At 69.5% G+C, this 21,138-nt stretch carries 18 protein-coding genes and 2 pseudogenes; 9 read left to right on the top strand and 11 right to left on the bottom strand.

The window, feature by feature from the left end:
- Positions 1 to 16 precede the first annotated feature (16 nt).
- Both ON39_RS27990 and ON39_RS27985 read right to left on the bottom strand, forming a co-directional pair.
- Complete coding sequence (locus ON39_RS27990; protein ID WP_040738891.1) at positions 17 to 904, bottom strand: Abi-alpha family protein; 888 nt, start codon at positions 902 to 904, stop codon at positions 17 to 19.
- A complete protein-coding gene (locus ON39_RS27985; RefSeq protein ID WP_174412572.1) occupies positions 895 to 2,217 on the bottom strand; it encodes a DUF445 domain-containing protein in 1,323 nt (440 codons plus the stop codon). Before ON39_RS27985 ends, ON39_RS27990 begins: the two co-directional genes overlap by 10 nt.
- A gap of 262 nt (positions 2,218 to 2,479) precedes the next feature.
- Between ON39_RS27985 and ON39_RS50830 the strand changes: the two genes are divergently transcribed.
- Complete coding sequence (locus ON39_RS50830) at positions 2,480 to 3,373, top strand: Abi-alpha family protein (RefSeq protein WP_083894733.1); 894 nt, start codon at positions 2,480 to 2,482, stop codon at positions 3,371 to 3,373.
- A 253-nt stretch (positions 3,374 to 3,626) separates the two neighbouring features.
- Positions 3,627 to 4,148 (top strand): annotated as a pseudogene (locus ON39_RS27975) (nuclear transport factor 2 family protein); the annotation flags it as partial.
- Positions 4,149 to 4,150: 2 nt separating this feature from the next.
- On the opposite strand, the gene ON39_RS27970 reads toward ON39_RS27975, so the two are convergent.
- Positions 4,151 to 5,770: a peptide chain release factor 3 gene (locus ON39_RS27970; protein WP_040738890.1), complete on the bottom strand. Its 1,620-nt coding sequence runs from the start codon at positions 5,768 to 5,770 to the stop codon at positions 4,151 to 4,153.
- Between the two features lie 302 nt (positions 5,771 to 6,072).
- Here ON39_RS27970 and ON39_RS27965 point away from each other — a divergent pair, with 302 nt between their 5' ends.
- Positions 6,073 to 6,681, top strand: a complete 609-nt coding sequence (locus ON39_RS27965; RefSeq protein ID WP_040738888.1) for a 50S ribosomal protein L25/general stress protein Ctc — start codon at positions 6,073 to 6,075, stop codon at positions 6,679 to 6,681.
- 22 nt (positions 6,682 to 6,703) lie between these two features.
- Positions 6,704 to 7,285, top strand: a complete 582-nt coding sequence (gene pth / locus ON39_RS27960) for an aminoacyl-tRNA hydrolase (protein WP_040738887.1) — start codon at positions 6,704 to 6,706, stop codon at positions 7,283 to 7,285.
- Positions 7,286 to 7,298: 13 nt separating this feature from the next.
- Here the strand turns inward: pth and ON39_RS27955 are convergent, their stop codons facing one another.
- The 3 genes from ON39_RS27955 to ON39_RS27945 form a co-directional block, all read right to left on the bottom strand.
- Positions 7,299 to 7,808: a pyridoxamine 5'-phosphate oxidase family protein gene (locus tag ON39_RS27955; RefSeq protein WP_040738885.1), complete on the bottom strand. Its 510-nt coding sequence runs from the start codon at positions 7,806 to 7,808 to the stop codon at positions 7,299 to 7,301.
- 66 nt (positions 7,809 to 7,874) lie between these two features.
- The gene (locus tag ON39_RS27950) at positions 7,875 to 9,521 is read right to left on the bottom strand and encodes a fatty acyl-AMP ligase (RefSeq protein ID WP_040738913.1); all 1,647 of its coding nucleotides are present in this window, start codon (positions 9,519 to 9,521) and stop codon (positions 7,875 to 7,877) included.
- A gap of 174 nt (positions 9,522 to 9,695) precedes the next feature.
- Positions 9,696 to 10,364, bottom strand: coding sequence for a lysophospholipid acyltransferase family protein (locus ON39_RS27945; protein WP_040738884.1), 669 nt, complete (start codon positions 10,362 to 10,364; stop codon positions 9,696 to 9,698).
- A gap of 105 nt (positions 10,365 to 10,469) precedes the next feature.
- On the opposite strand from ON39_RS27945, the gene ON39_RS27940 reads away from it, so the two are divergent.
- On the top strand, positions 10,470 to 11,027 hold the full coding sequence (locus tag ON39_RS27940) for a TetR/AcrR family transcriptional regulator (RefSeq protein WP_040738882.1): 558 nt from the start codon (positions 10,470 to 10,472) through the stop codon (positions 11,025 to 11,027).
- A gap of 105 nt (positions 11,028 to 11,132) precedes the next feature.
- Here the strand turns inward: ON39_RS27940 and ON39_RS27935 are convergent, their stop codons facing one another.
- The gene (locus ON39_RS27935) at positions 11,133 to 12,311 is read right to left on the bottom strand and encodes an aminotransferase class V-fold PLP-dependent enzyme (protein ID WP_040738881.1); all 1,179 of its coding nucleotides are present in this window, start codon (positions 12,309 to 12,311) and stop codon (positions 11,133 to 11,135) included.
- Between the two features lie 202 nt (positions 12,312 to 12,513).
- Here ON39_RS27935 and egtA point away from each other — a divergent pair, with 202 nt between their 5' ends.
- The 4 genes from egtA (at position 12,514) to egtD (ending at position 17,357) form a co-directional block, all read left to right on the top strand.
- Positions 12,514 to 13,869, top strand: coding sequence for an ergothioneine biosynthesis glutamate--cysteine ligase EgtA (gene egtA / locus ON39_RS27930; RefSeq protein WP_083894731.1), 1,356 nt, complete (start codon positions 12,514 to 12,516; stop codon positions 13,867 to 13,869).
- Between the two features lie 308 nt (positions 13,870 to 14,177).
- On the top strand, positions 14,178 to 15,476 hold the full coding sequence (gene egtB / locus ON39_RS27925; protein WP_040738910.1) for an ergothioneine biosynthesis protein EgtB: 1,299 nt from the start codon (positions 14,178 to 14,180) through the stop codon (positions 15,474 to 15,476).
- A 70-nt stretch (positions 15,477 to 15,546) separates the two neighbouring features.
- Complete coding sequence (gene egtC / locus ON39_RS27920) at positions 15,547 to 16,389, top strand: ergothioneine biosynthesis protein EgtC (RefSeq protein ID WP_040738880.1); 843 nt, start codon at positions 15,547 to 15,549, stop codon at positions 16,387 to 16,389.
- Positions 16,386 to 17,357 carry an L-histidine N(alpha)-methyltransferase gene (gene egtD / locus ON39_RS27915; protein ID WP_040738878.1) on the top strand — a complete coding sequence of 324 codons (972 nt, stop codon included), beginning with the start codon at positions 16,386 to 16,388 and terminating at the stop codon, positions 17,355 to 17,357. The genes egtC and egtD overlap by 4 nt, the downstream gene beginning before the upstream one ends.
- Positions 17,358 to 17,416: 59 nt before the next feature.
- On the opposite strand, the gene ON39_RS46185 is transcribed toward egtD, so the two are convergent.
- The 4 genes and pseudogenes from ON39_RS46185 to ON39_RS27895 form a co-directional block, all read right to left on the bottom strand.
- A complete protein-coding gene (locus ON39_RS46185) occupies positions 17,417 to 18,838 on the bottom strand; it encodes a serine/threonine-protein kinase (protein WP_051187220.1) in 1,422 nt (473 codons plus the stop codon).
- A gap of 108 nt (positions 18,839 to 18,946) precedes the next feature.
- Positions 18,947 to 19,615, bottom strand: coding sequence for a DUF2461 domain-containing protein (locus ON39_RS27905; protein WP_040738877.1), 669 nt, complete (start codon positions 19,613 to 19,615; stop codon positions 18,947 to 18,949).
- 10 nt (positions 19,616 to 19,625) lie between these two features.
- Positions 19,626 to 20,588 (bottom strand): DUF4190 domain-containing protein, encoded by a 963-nt coding sequence (locus ON39_RS46180; protein WP_051187217.1) that lies wholly within the window; start codon positions 20,586 to 20,588, stop codon positions 19,626 to 19,628.
- Positions 20,589 to 20,871: 283 nt separating this feature from the next.
- Positions 20,872 to 21,138: pseudogene (locus tag ON39_RS27895) on the bottom strand (ribose-phosphate diphosphokinase); the annotation flags it as partial.

Genomic DNA, 21,138 nt, shown 5'->3' with positions numbered 1-21,138 from the left:
CGGGTGCGGTCGCGCGTCAGTGCCCGGCCGCGCGGTCGTCCTGGACGGCGACCGGCAGGCAGGTTCGTACGAAGTCGGTGCCGAAGCCGGTGAGGGCCACGCTGCGATAGATCACCTTCGTGCCGAAACCGGAGCGCTTCAACAGCTCTCGCACCTGCGCCTGCGCCTCGAGCAGCTGGTATCGGTGCGGGTTGCCGACCGGCTCGCGCGCGTGCTCGACCAGGCCGAGCCTGCGCAGGTTGGTCAGGTACTGCTGGATCCGGTTCGGAAAGCGCAGCCCGGCCTGCTCGCCGACCAGCGTCAGCATCGAGCCGAGGCGTTCGGCGCCGAGCGCGCGCGGGCGTCCGGTGCGAATGTCCATGGAGGGCTGTGGACCGTCCAGGTGGAGAAAGCGCAGGATGCGCGCCTCGTCGGGGGTCAGCTCGGCCAGCATCCCCGCGAAGGCGGGGTGGTTCTCGTCCTCGCCGTGCGTGCTCGCCGAGAGTCGCAGCAGCGCGGCGCCCTGCTCACGCAGAGTGGGAACGGCTTGTGCGGCAGGCTCATTCGGCGCGTCGGGGAAGCCGAGCGCGCGGCGCAGCCGGTCGCGCACCTCGGACTCGGCCTCCGCCAGCACTTCTCGCGGCGGCACGCCCTGCACGCTGCGCTGCACGACCGTCGAGGTGACCCCGACCGCCGTGCCGACACCCCACGCGGTCACGCCGGTCACCGCGGTCCAGGCCACCCTGGCCACGCCGGTGGCCGCGCGCACGCCCGCGACGGGATAGCCGACCCGCGAGGGTGATTCGTCCTCGCGCAAGACCTCGCGGCCCGGCCGCCGCGCCAACTCCGTCGACGGCGTGCGGGCCTCGGGGGAGTGCTCGACGGCCCCGGCATCCTCGCCGGGGTCGGGTTTCGCTACAGCCATGTGGTCGCCACTCCCGTTCCGAATATCAGAATATGAGCGTATCCGGCGAAGAGCCCCAGCACGCCGCCATGGAGAAAAAGCAGCCACTCATCTTGCTTGATGGCCGACCTCAGCATGTCGACGAAGTCCGGCGGCCGCAGGGCGGCCATCTGTTTGGCGATGTAGGAGTTGATCTGCCTGCCCTGGCGGACGTTGAACTCCGGGTCGGCGAAGGCGATCGGGGCGATGGCCATGGCCTCGGCGGTGAAGGTGTCCTGCAGCGAGTCGTAGTCGCGGCTGCCGAGCATGAACTTGACGGCGGGCCTGGCCGGCCCGAGCGCCCGGTCGGCCGCGGGGCGCAGCGTGTCCTCGAGCATCTGGATGGTGCGGTCCGAGCGCGGGCCGTTGAGCAGTTCGTCGCCGATATTGGCGACCGTCAGCACCTGGCTGGACACCAATTCCGCGTAGCCGTCGGTGATCTCGGACTGGCGCTTGATCAACAGGCCCTGCCGCCACGGGCACCACCACTTCGGGTAGGCGGGTGCGAAGATCATGTTCAGGCCGACCCAGTTGACCACCCATCCGATCACCACGCCGCCGAGCGGCAGGACGACCAGCGTCGACCAACCGGTCAGATGCAGGATGGCCACCAATACGATGCCCATCGGCGCGCCGAAGTAGAAGCCGAAGTTGATCATGAATCGCAACTCTTTCGCGCCCAGCACTTGGAACAGCGTGTTGAGCAGTTGCGGGCGGCCCTGGAAGTAGCGAATCACCATCTGCTTCACGTCGAGCAGTTGATCAATATTCGCGCCCAATTCATCGGTCAGCTCGCGCAGAATATCCGGCAGTTGCTGCCGAACCCTGGCCTGCACCATGTCGCGCACTTGGCTCGGCAGGTTGTACCAGAGCTGTGGATGTTCGCGCGTGAGAATTTCTTCGACGATGGTGTGGATCTGTTCGTCGGCGATGCTCGCGAGATGTTCGGCGAGCTTGTCCGGCTCCAGCTCCCGATAGAAATCGGCGACGCTGCCCAGTTTGGCCAGGCCCTTGTCGACGGCGATGCTCGCCATCTTGTCCGCGCGCGAGGGAACGATGCCCTGCCAGCCCATTCGGCCGTCGTAGCTGAGCAGCGGCAGCACCTGAATTCTTTTGGGCAGGAAGGGATACAGCGCGCGAAGTCCGGGTAGTCGGAAGCCATGGAACGCAAGCGGTCGGAACAGCATGAGCACGCCGGTCCAGTTGGTGATGTAGCCGATGATTCCCGTGAAAAGAGGGATAGTCAGGAGCTCCAGCAGGATTGTCGGGTGGACACCGAACACACTCTCTAACACACACCCTCCTGCCGACGCACCGGTGACCGCCGCCTCACCGGAACATCAAAGTAGCACCCTGTCGGCACGGGGACCTTATTGTGCGCGGAACCGCTCGCCGCAGCTCGAACGCGCGGTACCGCCGTGGCGGACCCGGAGATATCGGTCACAGTGTTTGTGCGGAATGCCGCCGCCGCGCGGGCCGACGGCGACAATGACCAGCGACACAGGGGGCAGTAATCTGTGGGGCGGATTCGTTCACCTGGCGATATCGGAGTATGACGTGGCAGACGACAGGGCCGGACAGGACATCACTCGGGCCGGTTCCCGCGCGGTTGAGCGCAGCTCGGATGTCGAACAGCGGCAGATCAGCAACGAGGCCCGGTTGATTCGCGGCGTCTTCCGCGCGGCCGGGCTCGCGGCGGGCAGCGTCGTGCGCGGCGGTCAGTGGGCGGTCGGCTCCACCTTCGAGGTCACCAAGGAGATCGCCCAGGCCGCGCTGGACGGTGAGTCGTCCGCCGATATCGCCGAGCGAACCGGAAATGCGTTGCGCTCCATAGCCCGGAGCGCGCTCGGCGTCACCGAGGGGTCGGTGCGCGAGATCGTCAGTTATGTGCCGACGCCGAATGGTCCTACAGGAAGCAGCGGCGCGCAGCAGCAGGCGCTGGCGGTCGGCTCCTATCTGCGTTCGGCGAGCACCGCCGAGTTGCGCCGCCGCGGCGACGCGCTGCTCGCCCGCTCCGCCGACGTCTACTTCACCGAGGACGTGCACCCGGCCTACGACCGCATCCTCGACGAACTCGCCCCCGACGAGGCCCGCATCCTGCGCTTCATGGCGCAGAGCGGCCCGCAGCCCTCGGTCGACGTGCGCACCAACCGCCCGCTCGGCATCGGCTCCGAACTCGTCCAAGGCGACCTGACCTCGGTGCCGGAGCAGGCGGGCGTTCGCTATCCGGACCGGGCGCGTCCCTACCTCATCAACCTCAACCGGCTCGGCCTCACCCAGATCTCCGACGACCCGGTGGTGCTGAGCCGATACATGGTGCTCGAGGTGCAGCCGGTGGTCGAGGCCGCGCTGAAGAAGGCCGGGCGGGCGCCGAAGATCGTGCGCAAGAGCCTGCGTCTCACCGAGTTCGGCGAGGACTTCTGCCGCACCTGCTTCACGATCGGGAATTAGTCTCGCGGCCGACGGGTATCCCGACACGGAGGGTACAAATCTCCCAATTCGTGAAGCGGCGCGGCTTCGGATGGGATTGTTAAGTATGGATCAGGGAACCGGCGGGCAGGGGCGCGGCGACCCGAACGCGGGTGAAGGCGGTCAGGAACGGGTCGACCCGGGTACGACGCAGCGCGGCGACCCGGTGAACGACGGCGGCGGGCCGGACCGCCGGGTAGGGGGACCGCGCGGCGACGAGCGCAGGTTCGACGACGTCGCGGCGATCAGCCGATTGAAGTTCCGCTATATGCGCACCCTCGACACGAAATCCTGGGATGAGTTCGCGGACACCATGATTCCCGAGGCGACCGCCACCTACAGCGAGTATCTGCAGTTCGAGTCGCGCGACGCGTTCCTCGCGTTCATGCGCAACACCCTCGGCCCGCACGTCATCACCGAGCACCGCTGCGACCACCCCGAGATCGACGTCGACGGCGACTCCGCGACCGGCACCTGGTACCTCGCCGACACCGTGCTCATCCCCGGCCACAACATGCTGCTGCGCGGCGCGGCCTTCTACTCCGACGAGTACGTGCGCTGCGACGACGGCCGCTGGCGCATCTCGCACACCGGCTACGAGCGCACCTACGAGGTGGTGCTCTCCCTGAGCGACCTGCCTAGCCTGCGCCTGACGTCGAGCCGGTGGGGTCTGATCTCCCGCGAAGAGGGCGTCATCTCCTCGGTCCAACGCGACCCCGGCGCGCCGCCCATCCGGCGCGAACCGGAGGCGGGCTGAGCTCAGTCGGCCGTCGCGACCAGCGGCTCGAGGGTCAGCTTCGGGAACTCCTTCTCGATGTACTGCAGCCGCCACTTGTCGCTGAACAGCGCGAGCAAGACGCCGTCGCTGCGCAGGAAGACCTCGACGCCGCGCTGCCTGCCGAGTTCGTCGGCCGACTCGGCGTCGGTGCGCCTGGCCAGCGTGTACGGCAGGTTCTCCATCTTGGTCTCGACGTTGAACTCGGTCAGCATGCGCGCGGTGGCCACCTCGAACTGCATCGGCCCGACGGCCGCGAGCACGGGCGAGGCGTCGCCGCGAATGTCGTTGCGCAGCACCTGCACGACGCCCTCGGAGTCCAGCTGATCGATGGCCTTGCGGAACTGCTTGTACTTGCCCGCGCTCTCCGCGCGCAGCACCGCGAAGTGCTCCGGCGCGAAGGAGGGGATCGGCGGGAACTCGACCTTCTTGTCCACGAACAGCGTGTGGCCCGGCGCCAGCGCCGTCGCGTTCACCAGGCCGACCACGTCGCCGGGGTAGGCGGTGTCGACGGTGTTGCGCTCCCGGCCGAACACGGTCAGCGCGTACTTGGTGGCGAACGGGCGGCCGGTCTGCGCGTGCGTGACCACCATGCCGCGCTCGAACTCGCCGGACACGATCCGCATGAACGCGAGCCGGTCGCGGTGCGCGGCGTCCATGCCCGCCTGCACCTTGAACACCACCGCGCTGAACGGCTCGGTGACCTCGCGCGTGCCGCCGTGCACGTCGGGGCGGGGGCCGGGCGGCGGCGCGAGCGCGACCAGGGTTTCCAGCAGTTGCCGCACCCCGAAGTTCAGCATGGCCGAGGCGTAGATGACCGGCGAGGTCTGCCCGGCGAGGAACAGTTCCTGATCGTGGTCCTGGCCGGTGGCCGAGAGCAGCTCGCTCTCCTCGACCGCCGTGGTCCACGGTTCGCCCTCGCGCGCCTCGGCCTGCGCCGGGGTCAACGACTCCTCCGGCGCGATGGTCGCGCCGCCCGCGGTGCGGGTGAAGTGGATGTACTCGAGGGGCGCGCCCTCTTCGCCGCGGCGCAGCAGGCCACGGAAGTCGCCCGCGATGCCGACCGGCAGGAACAGCGGGGTGGGGGTGAGCCCGATCCGTTCGTTGATCTCGTCGAGCAGTTCCAGCGGCGCCTGGCCGGGCCGGTCCCACTTGTTGATCACGGTGATGACCGGGATGCCGCGGTGGCGGCACACCTGGAACAGCTTGAGCGTCTGCGGCTCCAGACCCTTCGCGGCGTCGATCAGCATCACCGCGGCGTCGACGGCGGTGAGCACGCGGTAGGTGTCCTCGGAGAAATCGGAGTGGCCGGGCGTATCGACGAGGTTGATCACGCTGTCGACCTCGGAGCCCTCGGCGCGGTAATTGAACTGCAGCGCGGTCGAACTGACCGAGATGCCGCGCGCCTTCTCCATCTCCATCCAGTCCGAGACGGTGGAGCGGCGGCCCGCCTTACCGTGGATCGCGCCGGCCTCGGAGATCATTCTGGCGTGCAGGGCGAGCGCCTCGGTGAGCGTCGACTTGCCGGCGTCGGGGTGCGAGATCACCGCGAACGTGCGCCGTCGGGAGACCTCGGCGGGGAGTCCCTCAGGGGAGGCGGTCAACGGAACAACCTTTCACAGACGACCGATCGGCAACCGCTCTAATCTACGCGATCGACGCGTCCGCGCCGCGACCGTGCCTGACCTCCCGATTCAAACCGCGCATAACCATTGCGGTACAGTGTTCGGGTTGTCTCGGCGAGGGTGACCGCAGACCAGACTTTGCGTTCACCGTGATCGACGCGGCGCGGCTTCCGGCCGCCCTCGTTCGTTCGTCGTCGGACGAGTAGACCAACTCAGCCAGGGCGGACAGACCCTGGCGCACTGTTGACAGCCCGGAACAGCCGTAGGGAGTACATCCAGTCATGTCCGACGCCAACCTTCTCGAAGCCGCCGTCCGCACGGAGTTCGGTAAGGGCGCCGCCCGCCGTACCCGCCGCGCGGGCAACGTCCCCGCCGTGCTGTACGGCCACCAGGCCGATCCGCAGCACCTCTCGCTCGACGCCCGCGCCTTCTCCGCCATCCTGCGCGAGCACGGCACCAACGCGGTGCTCAACCTCGTCATCGACGGCAAGAAGCAGCTCGCGCTCACCAAATCCGTTGTCGTGCACCCGATTCGCCGCTACATCGAGCACGCCGACCTGCTGATCGTGAAGAAGGGCGAGAAGGTCACCGCCGACGTGAACGTCGTCGTCACCGGCGACGCCGCCCCCGGCACCCTGGTCACCCAGGACGCCACCACCATCGCCATCGAGTCCGACGCGCTGAACATCCCCGAGTCCATCGAGGTCTCGGTCGAGGGCGTCGAGGCGGGCACCCAGATCACCGCGGGCGAGCTCACGCTGCCCAAGGGCGTCACGCTGACCGTGGACGCCGAGACCCTGATCGTGAACGTCATCGCCGCCCCGCAGGCCGAGGCCGAGGGTGAAGAGGCCGGCGAGGGCGCCGAGGGCGAGGCCGAGAGCGCCGAGTAAGACACCTGGATCGGTTCACTCGATGACCGAATCCACGACCGGGCCCGCGCTCGTCGTCGGACTGGGCAACCCAGGCCCCGAATACGAGCGCACCCGGCACAATGTGGGGTTCTTGGTCGCCGACGTGCTCGCGCAGCGCGTCGGCGGCCGTTTCGCCGTGCACAAGAAGTCCGGCGCCGACCTGCTGCAGGCCCGCCTCGACGGCCGCCAGGTGCTGATCGCCAAGCCGCGGTCGTTCATGAATCTGTCCGGGCGCCCGGTCGCCGCGCTGGCGAAGTTCTTCTCCGTGCAGCCGACCGAGGTGATCGTCGTGCACGACGAGCTCGACCTGCCGTTCGGCGAGATCCGGCTCAAGCGCGGCGGTGGGGAGGGCGGGCACAACGGCCTGCGATCCGTGTCGAGCGCGTTGACCACCAAGGACTATCTGCGCACCCGGATCGGCATCGGCCGCCCGCCCGGTCGCCAGGACCCCGCCGACTATGTGCTCAAGCCGTTCGCCGCGCCGGAGCGCAAAGAGGTGCCGGTGATCGTCGAGCAGGCCGCCGACGCCGTCGAGCTGCTGCTCCGCGTCGGCCTGGAAACCGCGCAGAACCAACTGCATTGAGCGGCGACGCGCCTCAGCCGAACCGATAGCGGGTCTGGCTGAAGGGCTCGCCCTTGCCGAAGGCCAGCACCTTCTCCGGCGCTACGGCGTAGACGAGCCCGACGCGGCCCGCACCGTCGTTGAATCCGCCCTCCACCACCGCGAAATCCCAGTCCAGCTGCGACTTCCACAGCGCGGACAGCTCCCGCAGCGTCGCCTGGTCGGTGACGCGGGCGGCGGTGCCCTCGACCACCACGTCCAGGCCGGAGTTCATCCGGTTCGTGCCGGTGGTCAGCACGCAGCGCGGCTCGGCGGCCAGGTTCGCCGCCTTCTGCTCCTGATCGCCGGTGCAGATGTGCAGGCTGCCGTCGTGCCAGATCGCGGGCAGCGGCGTGACGTGCGGGCGGCCGTCGCGCCGAGTGGTGCTCAGCCAGAACATCTCCGACGTCGTCAGCACCTCGCGCACCGCCGACCAGGGCGGTGCGGTGGCGCCGGGGCTGCTGAAATCCTCGTTGAGTTCGCCGGTCGGTTCGAGCTCGGGCATATTCGTCTCCTCCTCGCTGACTATCTGTAGAGACGATGTCCGCGCCGAGGATTCATCGGTGCGGCGTCAGCGCAGATGGGCGGCGGTGGCGGCGCGGCGCAGCTTGCCGGAGGAGGTCTTGGGCAGCGCGCCGGGGCCGAGCACGGCGACGGTGCGCGGCCGGGCGCCGACCTCGGAGAACACCGCGTGCACGATCTCGCGCTCGATCCGCTTGACCGCCTCGGGATTCTGGTACTCGTTGCTCTCCACCACCACGGCGAAGCTCTCCCGCTTCTGCCCGGCGTCCAGGCGCACGGCGACGGCGTTGCCCGGCCGCACCCCGGTCACCCTGGTGGCGGCGCGCTCGATGTCGGTGGGGTAGATGTTGCGGCCCGCCATGATGATGACGTCCTTGATCCGGCCGCACACCACGATCAGGCCCTCGTCGGTGAAGTAGCCGATGTCGCCGGTGTCGAGCCAGCCCGCCGGGTCCTGTGCCGGGCGGAAGCCGTTGACCGTGACATAACCGGAAGTGACTGCGGGACCGCGTAACTCGATGATGCCGACGGTCCGGCTCGGCAACTCCTGCCGCTCCGCGTCCACCACCCGGCCCTCCAGATGATCGACAAGATAGCCCAGCGTAGGGAGCCTGCGGATACTGCCGACGTGCCCGTGCTGATCGGGCACCGGCACGGCCTTGCCGAGCGCCTCGAGCAGGTCGGCGTCGATGACGTCGAGCACCTGGCCCAGGCCCGGATCCGGAATCGACACCGCGAGCGTGGTTTCCGCCATGCCGTAGACCGGGGTGAGCGCGGAGGGGCTGAGCCCGAAGCGCTTTCCGGCCTCGGCCAGGGTCTCCATGGTGTCCGGGTCGACCGGCTCCGCGCCGTTCCACATGTAGCGGACGCTGCTGAGATCGAACGCGCCGTCGTCGGCCTGCTTGAGCCGGCGAGCCAGCAGCGAGTACGCGAAATTCGGTGCGGCGGTGACGGTTCCGCGGTACTTGTCGATCAGCTCGGCCCACAGCAGCGGCCGCTTCAGGAAGTCGAGCGGGGTCACGCAGACCACCTCGGCGCCGATTTGCATAGGGACGCTGAGGAATCCGACCATGCCCATGTCGTGGAACAGCGGCAGCCAGCTGACCATCACGTCCTTGTCGAGCTGGAACTGCACCCGATCAAACATGGCGTAGGCGTTCACGAAGAAGTTGCCGTGCGTGATCCGTACCGCCTTGGGCGAGCCGGTGGAGCCGGAGGTCAACTGCTGCAGCGCGATATCGTCCTCGACCGTCGGCACCGGATCGGTGTCCTCGCCGTCGTGCAGCTGGTCGATCCGCACCACGGTGATGCCGCGCTCGCGCAGCAGCGGCTCGGCCGCCTCGAACGGAGCGCCGAGCACGACCGCGCGCGCCTCGATCATGGTCAGCACGGTCTCGGTGTCGCGCGCCCAGACGACCAGATCGGTGCGCGGCGTCGGCTGGTGCAGCATGGTGATCGACGCGCCGCGCATCCAGATGGCCTGGCAGGCGGGTGCGATGTCGACCGGCAGGCCCGCGAGCACGCCGACGGCGTCACCGTGTCCGATGCCCGCCGCCGCGAGGCCGCCCGCCATCCGGCGGGCGATCCGATGGATCTCGCCCCAGCTCTGGCGCCGGGGTGCGTCCGGCTCGCCGGTCACCAGCCCCCGGGTCGACGCCTGCGCCGTCGCGTACATCTCATCGGTGAACCTGCTCAACGTCAACTCCCTCATCCCCGGCTCCGGGCCGCCTGCCGACCTGCACTCCACTATCCCGTGATTCCGGCGTGGCGTTAACCCTTTTCCAGCGTGTCCGCGTTTGCTGGAGTGTCGCGAGTCGCGCGTGTCCGCGTTACGGGGCGCGTGAATCGGCGCCCCGTTGTTTTAGGAGGACTAGGACGACGCGGCGGAGTGGAAGGTGGCGGCGTAGTGGTCCACGTAGTGGCGGCCGGAGCGGGCGGCGAGCTCGCGCATGAGTTCGTCGGTGGCCGCGCGGGCGGCGTGGCGCTGCTCGGCGGGCAGGTAGTAGCGCGGGGCGCCGAAGCTGATCCGGACCTTGCCGAAGCGGGGCAACCGGCTGCCGCGCGGGTTGACGCGGTCGGTGCCCGCGAGCACGACCGGGATCACCGGCGCGCCGGTCGCCATCGCGACGCGCAGGGTGCCGGTGCGGCCCCGGTAGATCCGCCCGTCCGGCGAGCGCGTGCCCTCGGGGTGAATGGCCCAGACGCCGCCGCCCTCGAGGATGCGGGTGGCCGCGGCGAGCGCGTCGGCCGCGGCGCTGCCGCCGGTCCGGTCGACCGGCACCTGGCCCGCCGCCGAGAAGAACCACCGCTTGAAGCGGCCGCGCAGGCCGGTCCCGGTGAAGTACTCCTGCTTGGCCAGGAACGTGACCCGCCGGGGCAGCACGAGCGCCAGATACAGCGAGTCGATCACCGCGAGGTGGTTGGCCGCGACGATGACCGGCCCGGTGCGCGGAACATGGTCCAGCCCTTCGACTTCGGGTCTACCCAGCACCCGCAGCACGGGGCCGAGCAACACGTACTTGAAGAGCCAGTACCACACGAAGAACCTCCCGGAAAGAATGTGTAGACACTGTCTACCGCACGGGTGTAGACAGTGTCTACACCTCGAATGGGAGATTCCGTGAGTGCCGTAGACAATGTCTGCATGGTCGAGCAGGAGCCGTTGCGGGAACGCCTGGTTGGGGCCGGTGTCGATCTGTTGGAGGAGGTCGGTGCGGCGCAATTGGGACTTCGGGCCATTACGCGCGCAGCCGGTGTCTCACATGGGGCACCGCGCAGGCATTTTCCGACTCACCGCGCGCTGCTCGCGGCGATCGCGGCGCGCGGATTCGCCGATTTGATCGACCGATTCGCCGCGATCGGCGACGCGACGGCCCGAGAACGCTTGGCGCGCATGAGTGTTGAGTACGTCGAGTTCGCGGGTGAGCGGCCGGAGATGTTCACTCTCATGTTCCGGCACGACCTGCTCGAGGGTTCCGGCGAGAATCTCCGCGCCACGACGCTGCCGCTGTTCGCGCGCTTCGCGGCGCTGGTCAGCGAGGCCGCGCGGCCCGCGGCGGACGATGCGGAGCGGGCGATCGCGCTCTGGACGAACCTGCACGGCATCGCCGCCCTCCAGGCGAACCGCAGCCTGCGCCTCGTCGGCCCCACCGCCGACATCCGCGCACTCGTCGACCGCGCCCTCGAACTCCACCTGTCCTGACCCCCGCGGCTGCCCGTCGACCCTCGCACTCTCTCTCGGGCTCCGCACTGTCTCTAGGGCCCTAAAGACAGTGCGGCTCCCGAGAGAGAGTGCGGCGGGCGGGCTTCAGCTCGCGAGCGCGGCGACGGCGGCGACGAAACGGTCGAGCTCCTCGAAGCTTACGAAGCAGTGGGGGGAGGCGCGGACGACCGAGCGCAGGCCGCGACCGGTCATGTCGAGCAGGGTGGAGCCCGCGTGGCTCACGGTCACGGTGACGTTTCGCTCGGCGAGCCGATCGCGCACGTCCACGGAGTCGACGCCGTCGACGGTGAACGACACGATGCCGCTGTGCCGAAGGCCGATGTCGCGCACCGTGACTCCGGAGATCTCGGGCAGGGCCTTGCGCAGGTGCTCGGCGCGCGCGGAGATGGCCTCGTACACGTTCGCCGGGCCGAGGTCGAGCAGGTAGCGCACGGCCGCGCCGAGCCCGAGCCGCGCGGCCACGTCGCACTCCCAGAACTCGAAGCGGCTCGCGTCGGGGGCGAGACGATAGTCCTCTGGCCCGGTCCACTCGGCGCTGTGCAGGTCGAGTCGTCCCGGTTCGAGCGTCGCCGCCAATTCCGGTCGGACGTAAAGGAATCCGGTGCCGCGCGGTCCGCGCAGCCACTTGCGGCCGGTCGCCGAGAGCGCGTCGACGTCGAGCTCGGCCACGTCGATCGGGAGCTGCCCGGTCGACTGGCATGCGTCGAGCAACACCAGCGCGCCCACCGAGTGCGCGATCCTGGTCGCCTCCGCGGCGGGGTTCACCAGGCCGCCGTTGGTGGGCGCGTGCAGCACCGAGACCAGCTTGACGCGCTCGTCGACCATGGCCGCCAGCGCGTCGAGGTCCAACTGCCCGGTGCCGTCGCTCGGGATCTTCTCCACCGTCGCGCCGGTGGCCCTGGCGCGCTGCAGCGCGGCGATGGCGTTGCTCGCGTAGTCGGCCTCGGAGACCAGGATGCGGTCGCCCTCGGCCAGCGGAATCGAGTAGAAGAAGTCCGCCCAGGAGCGAGTCGCGCTGTCGCTCAACGCGATACTGGCCGGCGCCGCGTTGATGAGCGCGCCGATCGCGGTCTTCACCGCGGCGAGGTCGTCGAGGCGTTCGTTGGCGGCGCGGTAACCGCCGACGACGGCCTCGCGCCGCAGATGGTCGACGACGGTGTCGACGACCACGCGCGGCGGCAGCGACGACCCGGCACTGTCGAGGAACACCGAGCCCGGCTCGCGGCCGGGGATATCGGCTCGGACACGATCGTCATCCAGCATGATCCCGACCTTAACGGCCCCGGCGCGACACTGTCCGTCCGCGCCCGATCGGTCCCCAGTTCGATTTCTTGTCGATTTCTTGTCGGTGCTGCTCGCTACTCTGGATGGATCGCCATGGGCGCAACACGTAGCGGCCGTCGAGCGATCATCGATCCAACGGCGGACACGAACCCACAGCGACTCGGAGACACTGGAGGTTGGTATGGCGGTCACGCTGGAACATTCAGAGCTGGTCAGCCCGGTAATCCACGACGCGGACCTCGGGTCGCGCGCCGCCGCCGAGGCGTATATCGGGGGTGTCTGCTTCAAGCAGGGGCCACCGACGCTCATCGGCGCCGAGCTCGAATGGCTCACCGTGCAGGGTGAGTGTTCGGCGTCAGGCCCCTCGGCCGCCCCGCGTCCGCAGTTGACTGCTCTTGCGGATGCCCTCGGACCCTACGCACCACGGTCCATCGCCCCCGATTCCCCGGAACTGGCACTGCCCGGGGGCAGCCGGGTCACCATCGAACCCGGTGGCCAGATAGAACTGTCCAGCGCACCGTTCGCTGATGCCGCGCAGCTGAGTACCTCGCTCCGCGACGATGCCCGCCTTCTGCGGGAACTTCTCGAAACCCGGTCCATCCGAACCGTTTCCGCCGCCGCCGACGCGGACCGCCGCCCCAAACGGTTGCTCCAGCTACCGCGCTACCGCGCCATGGAACAGACCTTCGCCGGCCTCGGCCCGTTCGGCAAACTCATGATGTGCAATACCGCGGCCACGCAGGTCAGCGTCGACGCGGGCGCCGACCGCGCCGATGTCGCGGCCCGCTGGACCGCCCTCTACGCCATCGGTCCCGCGCTGCTTGCCGCCTTCGCCTGCTCGCCGTCGCTGCGCGGCGCGCCCGCGGGTGAGTGGGCCTCCCAGCGGATGCGGGCCTGGCTGCGGCTCGACAACGCGCGAACCCGGCCGCCGCTGATGGACTGGGCCGATCCGATCGTCGGCTACAGCAGGTGGGCGCTCGACGTGCCGCTGCTGTGCGTGCGAAGACCGCAGGACACCGACGGCCCAGACGCGAAAGGTCGAGGCGCCGACCCGGGCTGGTCTCCGCCGCCGGGCGCGACGTTCGCCGACTGGCTCTCCGGCGCGCTGGACGACGAGGTCGGCCGCCGGCCCGATCGGCACGACCTCGACTACCACCTCACCACGCTGTTCCCGCCGGTCCGCGCGTCCGGCTACCTCGAGGTCCGCTACATCGACGCCCAGCCGGGCGACGGCTGGACCGTGCCGATCCATGTTCTCGACGCGCTCATGTCCGGCCCCGAGGTGGTGGCCGAGGCGATCGCCGTGGCCGCGCCGCTCGCCGGACGCTGGCTCGACGCGGCCCGATACGGGTTGGCGGACTTGGACATTCGTGTGGTGGCCGTCGAACTGCTCACCCTGGCGGCGGCCAACGCGGCGAGCGCTGAGGCCGCCCGCGAGATCGAGTCCGCCGCCGAGCGATGTCGCGGCGGCCACAGACCCGCGGCGGAGTCCGTCGCGGCCGGTGCCGGGGCGGATGGCTCCGGAGCGGATTCGTGAGGGCGCGCCGGCGAGCGAACCGAAGGGCACGTGAGAGTGCGTCGGCGCGTGATCCAAGGGCGCGTGAAGGCGCGTCAGCGAGTGAACCAAGGGCACGTGAAGGCGCGTCAGCGAGTGAACCAAGGGCTGAGCCGGGTTCGTCGCGGCGATGCCGAGCGTGGGCGACTCGGTGCCGGAGGCAGGGCCTGCCTGCACTGCCGATCCGGCCCGGCAGAGTCAGCCGCCCCGAATCCGACTGGAACCGACACCGGAGATCTCCTGTGACCCTTCACCACTCGCCCACCACCGACAATTCCGGCGCCGAGCGACTGCGCGAGCAGATCGCCGAGGTGCTCACCCGCGCGAGACAACGCACCCTCGCCCTCACCGACTGCGTCGACGAAGCCGAACTGGTGGCGCAGCATTCACGCCTGATGAGCCCGCTGGTCTGGGACCTCGCGCACATCGGCAACCAGGAGGAGCTGTGGCTGGTCCGCGATGTCGGCGGCCGCGAGGCGGTGCGGGCCGACATCGATGAGCTCTACGACGCGTTCAAACACGCCCGCTCCAACCGCCCGGCCTTGCCGCTGCTCGACCCGGGTCAGGCCAGGGGCTACGTCGGCACCGTCCGGGACAAGGTGTGGGATGTGCTGGAGCGCAGCGCTTTACGCGGCTCGCCGCTGGTCGACGACGGTTTCGCGTTCGGCATGATCGCCCAGCACGAGCAGCAGCACGACGAGACCATGCTGGCCACCCATCAACTCCGCACCGGCCCAGCGGTTTTGACCGCACGGGCCGCGCCGAGCACCGCCGCTCCCGTCACGGGCGAGGTCGTCGTGCCCGCGGGCGAGTTCACCATGGGCACCTCCACCGAGCCGTGGGCGCTGGACAACGAGCGGCCCGCCCATCGAGTTCGCCTGCCCGGCTTCGCGATCGACGCCGCGCCGGTGACCAACGAGCAGTATCTCGCGTTCCTCGACGACGGGGGGTACGACCGCCCCGAGCTGTGGTCCGAGCGCGGTTGGGCGCACCGGAAGGAGGCGGGGCTGGTCGCGCCGCAGTTCTGGGAGCGCGACTCCGCCGGGCGGTGGTGGCGTCGCGTCTTCGGCGTGCTCACCCCGCTGCGCCCGCACCAGCCGGTGGTGCACGTGTGCTGGTTCGAGGCCGAGGCCTACGCGAACTGGGCGGGCAAGCGGCTGCCCACCGAGGCCGAGTGGGAGAAGGCCGCGCGGCACGATCCGGCCACCGGCGCGGCCCGCCGATTCCCCTGGGGTGACGCCGAACCCGACGACACCACCGCGAATCTCGGTCAGCGCCACCTGGAACCGGCCGACGTCGGCGCCTACCCCGCGGGCGCGACCCCGGCCGGTGTGCATCAGCTCATCGGCGATGTCTGGGAGTGGACCGCCTCGGGTTTCGAGCCGTACCCGGGTTTCCGCGCGTTCCCCTACAGGGAGTACTCGGAGGTCTTCTTCGGCGGCGACTACCGCGTCCTGCGCGGCGGCTCCTTCGGCACCGATCCGGTGGCCTGCCGCAGCACGTTCCGCAACTGGGATCACCCGATCCGGCGGCAGATCTTCGCGGGCTTCCGGCTCGCCCGCGATCTGCGGCGGGGAGAGGGCGAGTGAGCACGGCCACGACCAAATTCCGGCCGGCCGAGTGGCCGCCGGACCGATCCGAGCACGGAGGTGGACACTGATGTGCAGACATCTCGGTTACCTGGGTCCGGCGGTGAGCGTCGGCGAGATGCTCACGGCCGGAACGCATTCTCTGCGGACCCAGGCTTGGGCGCCGCGCGAGATGCGCGGCGGCGGCGCCATCAACGCCGACGGTTTCGGCGCGGCCTGGTGGCACGGCGACGGCGAGCCGATCGCCGGCCGTTACCGCAACGCCGCGCCCATCTGGACCGACCCCGCGGTGGACGAGGTACTGACGCAACTGTGTTCGACCGCCGTGCTCGGCTCGATCCGGTCCGCCACCGTCGGCATGCCGATCGAGCGCGCCGCGTGCGCGCCGTTCACGAGCGGGCGCTGGGCGTTCAGCCACAACGGCGTGGTGCCGAACTGGCGTCAGGTGCTCACGGCGGTCTCGTCCGATTTGGACATGGCCGCAACGCAATTCGGCGCGACCCGGCTGTTCGAGACGATTCAGCTGCTCGACGCCGAGTCGGCCACCGACGCCGCGACGCTCTGGGTGCTGCTGCGTCAGCTGCTCAGCGCGGCGGCGCCGGGCGGTTTCATCGATTCCCCGGCCACCGCGCTCAGCCGGCTCGTGTCCGGCGTGCTGAAACACGCGCCGGCCGCGCGGCTCAACCTCCTGCTCGGCGACGGCGAAACCCTCTGGGCCACAACGGTGTATCACTCGCTCTCGGCGTTGGTCACCGACGACTTCGCCGTGCTCGCCTCCGAACCCTATGACGACGACCCGAATTGGCGGTCCATCCCCGACCACAGCCTGGTCACCGCCCGTCCGGGAAAGCTCACCATCGATCCACTGCTCGACAGCACGCTGCTCGACAGTACGAAAGGCGCCACACGATGACCGCACCGACGCTGGAGATCCACCTTTCCGACGACGACCTCACCTCGGCCCTGCGCGCCGACGCCCGCCACGGCCTGACCGCCGACCCGAAGTGGTTGCCGCCCAAATGGTTCTACGACGCCCGCGGCAGTGAACTGTTCGAGCGGATCACCGAACTGCCGGAGTACTACCCGACGCGCACCGAACGCGCGCTGCTCGAGCGGGTGGTCGGCGAGATCGCCCGGGTGGCCCAGGCCGAGGTGCTCGTCGAGCTGGGCGCGGGCTCGGCCGTCAAGACCAGGCTGCTGCTGTCGGCGCTCACCGCCGAGGGTCCGCTGAAGACCTATGTGCCGCAGGATGTCTCGTCCTCGGCGCTGCGGGCCGCCGCGGACGAGATCGCGGCCGAGTTCCCCGGGCTCGCCGTGCACGGCGTGGTCAGCGACTTCACCGACACCCTGCACAACCTGCCCGGCGGCGGCCGCCGGATGATCGCCTTCCTCGGCGGCACCATCGGCAACCTCGTCCCCGCCGAGCGCGCCGAGTTCCTCGGCAGCATCTACCAGGTGCTGGAGCCGGGGGAGCAGCTGCTGCTCGGCGCGGGCCTGGTCATCGATCCGGCGGTGCTCGTGCCCGCCTACGACGACGCCGCCGGCGTCACCGCCGAGTTCAACCGAAATGTGCTGCACGTGTTGAACTCTCGGCTCGACGCCGACTTCGCGCCGGACAAGTTCGAGCACATCGCGCTGTGGGACGCCGAGCACGAGTGGATCGAGATGCGCCTGGCGGCGACCGAGGACATGACCGTTCACGTCCGCAACCTGGATCTCACGGTGCGCTTCGCCGCGGGCGAGCAGATGCGCACCGAGATCTCGGCCAAGTTCCGCGTGGACGGCCTGTCGACCGAGCTCGACGCCGCCGGGTTCCGCACCGAGCGGGTGTGGACCGACCCGGACGATCGCTTCGCCCTCGTCCTCGCGGCCCGCGAGTAGGACCGCGGAGAAACTGTGCCCCGCGCCGGCCTCGGCCTGCGCGGTGCCGGCCTGCGGCCTCAGTGATCGGTGATCGTGGGCCGGTATGCGAGCCAGCGGCCGGTCGACGGCGAGATCGCGCTGCCCAGCACGGTCACGGCGAGCAGCAGCGTCGGCACGGCCACGGCGAGCACTCCTCCGTCGGTAAGGTTCTGGACGATCATCCCGGCGGCCGCCAGCGCGGCGAGGGCGGTACCGAAGATGACCACGAAGCGTCCGAAGCGCCGTCGCGACAACAGAGCGACAGCACCACCGGCGAAGAGCAGTGTGATCGCGCCGAAAATCAGTGCGACGACCACGGTCTCGCCGGTGGCGTCGTAGCTTCGCCCCTTGACCCGCCCGGTCAGCAGATCAAGGATTCCGAAGATCACGGGCACCGAGGTCAGCACGGCGAGGATCAGCGTGCCGATGGCGGCGATTCCGGCGGTGCGACCGGAGGGCTGCGGCGGATCGCCCACCGGCGACATCGGGGCCGGATAGACCGATCCGCCCGTTTCCCACGTCGGCGTGGGTTGCGAATCGAAGAGGGTGGGGGAGGGGCGATTCCACTGGTCGTGTTCGCGTCGAGTCGGGGCGGTCCGGGAATTGAGCACGGTCGGCGCCGTCCTCGACGACGGCCGCCCGTGCAGAGCCGCGGTGGCCGCGGCGGCGAACTCGGCGCAGCTGTCGAAGCGGTCCTGGCGCTGCTTGGCCATCGCGCGGCTGATCACGTCGTCGAGCGGTGCCGGAAGGTCGGGGCGGTGGTGGCTGATCCGGGGAACCGGCTTGGCGATGTGCCCGGCGACTACCTGGCCCGGATTGGTCGCCGCGAACGGGGCTCGGCCCGCCAGCAGGGCGTACAGCGTGCAGGCGAGCGAGTACTGGTCCGCGCGGTGATCGATCGGATCACCGGACAGCTGTTCCGGCGACGCGTAAGCGAGGGTGGCGGTGAAGGTTCCGGTGGCGGTGAGCTTGGTATCGGAGTCGAGCAGTCGCGCGATGCCGAAGTCGGTGAGGACGGCGCGCGGGCCGCGACCCGAATCCTGTTCGGAGAGGAGAATATTCGCGGGCTTGATGTCGCGGTGCAGTACGCCGCGGCTGTGCGCGTAGTCGAGCGCGTCGGCGGTATCGGTGATGATCCGCAGGATGTGCGCGGGCGGCGTCGTCCCGGTCGCGAGCCGCGCCGCGTCGATGCCCGCGATGTACTGCATCGAAATCCAGAGGTGACCGTCGGTCGTGCCCCGATCGTAGATGCCGACGATTCCCGGATGTTCCAACCGGGCAACGACATTGGCTTCCTGGATGAAACGCCGTCGCAACTCCTCGTCCTGGGATACCGCGCGGTGCAGTAGCTTCAGCGCGACCAGTCTCGGCAGACGTGGATGCCGGGCCCGATAGACGGTTCCCATGCCACCCTGTCCGAGCACGCCCTCGACAAGGTGGTCGGCGAACGACTCACCCACCCCCAACACGATCGTCCCCTTCGCTCGAGCACTCGGTTCCAGCGCAGCATAGCCGCCGCCCGATGTCCGTCGCCCGCAGTCGAGCGCGCGGCCCTTGTGGCAAGTGGATCAGGCGAGCAACGGTGTGCGGGTGGTCGCGCCGGACACCACGGCGGCGAGCCAGTCGACCAGGGGCCGCATCGTCTCCCAGGCGGTGCGAATCTCCTTGGCGGCCCGCGGCTTGTCCAACCATGCCGGCGCGCCGAACTCCCTGCTGCAGAAGATGGCCTTGTGCCGGAGCAGGTCGATGCGCGGGTGGTCGGCGTCGTAGCCCTTGGGCTTGGTCTTGAGCCGATCGCCCTCGACCGTGTAGCCCGCCTTGCTCATTTTCGCCAGAATCGCCTCCAGCTCCGGGCCGCGCACATCATGGTCGATGGTGGCGCGTAGCTGGGCGATCTGCTCCGACGAACCGCCGAAGAAGCCCGCCGAGACATACAGCCCGGCCGCGCCGATCTGCACGTACCAGCCGGTGCTCGGCGCGACGGCCACGTACGCGCCCTGGTGATCCTTGTAGGGCGTCTTGTCTTTGGAGAACCGTACGTCGCGATAGGGCCGGAACAGCTTGGTCGCGCCGAAGTGCGGCTCCAGCTCGCCGAGCAGGGCGAGCATCGGCGCCTTCACCGCCTTCTCGTAGACGTCCTTGTGCGCGGTCCAGAACGCCTTCGAGTTGTCCGCCGCCAAGTCCTCGTAGAAATCCAGTCCCGCCAGCGGGATACCGCTGAACTTCGCCTCGCTCATACCCAGCAATCTACGTTCTGAGGTCTCCGTTGAAGACAAGGAACCCCACCAGGAAGCCGATGACCATGGTGACGCCCGACGCGATGGCGGCCCACTTGCCGAGCGACTCGCCCTTGTTGTGGCCGATGATGCCGAGCACGATGCCCGCGGGGCCGAACAGGATGGGGCAGAACAGCACCGCGACCACCGCGCAGACGAAACCGATGATGGAGAACACCTGGGTGCCCGACCGCGGCGGCGTGGTGTAGGGCTCGTACTGCTGCGGATACGCGCCGTAGCCGCCGGGCTGTGGGTTCTGCGGTCCGCCGTAACCGCCGCCCGCCGGATCCTGTCCGCCGTAGCCGCCGGACGGCGGGTAGTTGTACATCCCGCCCTGCGGGTACTGCGGAGCGTCCTGTGGTTGACCGCTGCCCGGATACTGCTGGTGCTGCGGCTGATTCGGTGGATACTGCGGACCACCCCACTGCGGTTGTTCGGTGGGCGCGCCCCAGCCCTGCTGGTCACCGCTCCAGCCTTGCTGGCCGCCCGCAGGTTCGCTGCCCCAGGATGGCTGCGCCGCGCCCCAACCCGGCTGACCACCGGCGTCCCACGAGGGCTGACCGCTCGAGTGTCCGGTCGAGCCGCCGGATGTCGGCTGCGCCTGCCCGCCCAGCGGCCCGGCGGGCGCGTCGGTGGGCTGCCACCACTCACCGGCCGGAGTCGAGGGCGCGGCGTACGGCTCACTCGAAGGTTCCGCCGCGCCAACGTCTTTCGACAGTGAGGGGGCGCCGGGGGACTTCGCGGAATCGTCCGGATCGTGCGACGCGGCCGCGGCGTCCCGCAGTGCGGGCTGGGCGTCGTCGGCTGCGGACTGGGCATCGTGTGGAGTCGGCTGGGGACTGTGCGGCGTCGGCTGGGCCGCGGCGCCCGGCTCGACTTCCCTCCCGGACTCCGGGGTACCGCCGGTAGGTTTCGGATCCTGCGGCGTGCTCATCGCGCCTCCTCGTGTAGTCCGGTCACTACCTCGTCGTGCGTCCGCCACCGCGGCCGTCCGCGAACGGCGGACGGACGGCGTCCGGCTTATCCGTTATGCGTACCACGACGGAAGAACTGTGATAGCGGATTGCGCTAGGTGGCGCGGCCGGGCCCGTCGCAAATCGACGTCGTCGACGATGTCCATACCCTCAGTATCCCCGCCGCACCGCCTCGGCCGAGGGAACCGGGTAAACGAAAAGCCGCCCGGACCGAGGTCCGAGCGGCTTTCACGCCGGATGAAACTACGCGTTGCCGTTGAAAAGCCCGGTGACCGAGCCGTTCTCGAAGACCTCGCGGATGGTGCGGGCCAGCAGCGGTGCGATGGACAGCACGGTGAGCGCCGGGAACTTCTTCTCCTCGGTGATCGGCAGCGTGTTGGTGACCACGACCTCCTTGGCGCCGCAGGCCGCGAGCCGCTCGGCGGCCGGGTCGCTCAGCACGCCGTGGGTCGCGGCGATGACCACGTCACCCGCGCCGGCGTCCTTGAGCACCTTGACCGCGCCCGCGAT

The sequence above is a fragment of the Nocardia tenerifensis NBRC 101015 genome (assembly GCF_000308715.1).
GTDB lineage: Bacteria > Actinomycetota > Actinomycetes > Mycobacteriales > Mycobacteriaceae > Nocardia > Nocardia tenerifensis.
The sequence above is the reverse complement of the archived record's forward strand: the minus strand, read 5'-3'. Positions and strand labels throughout refer to the sequence as shown.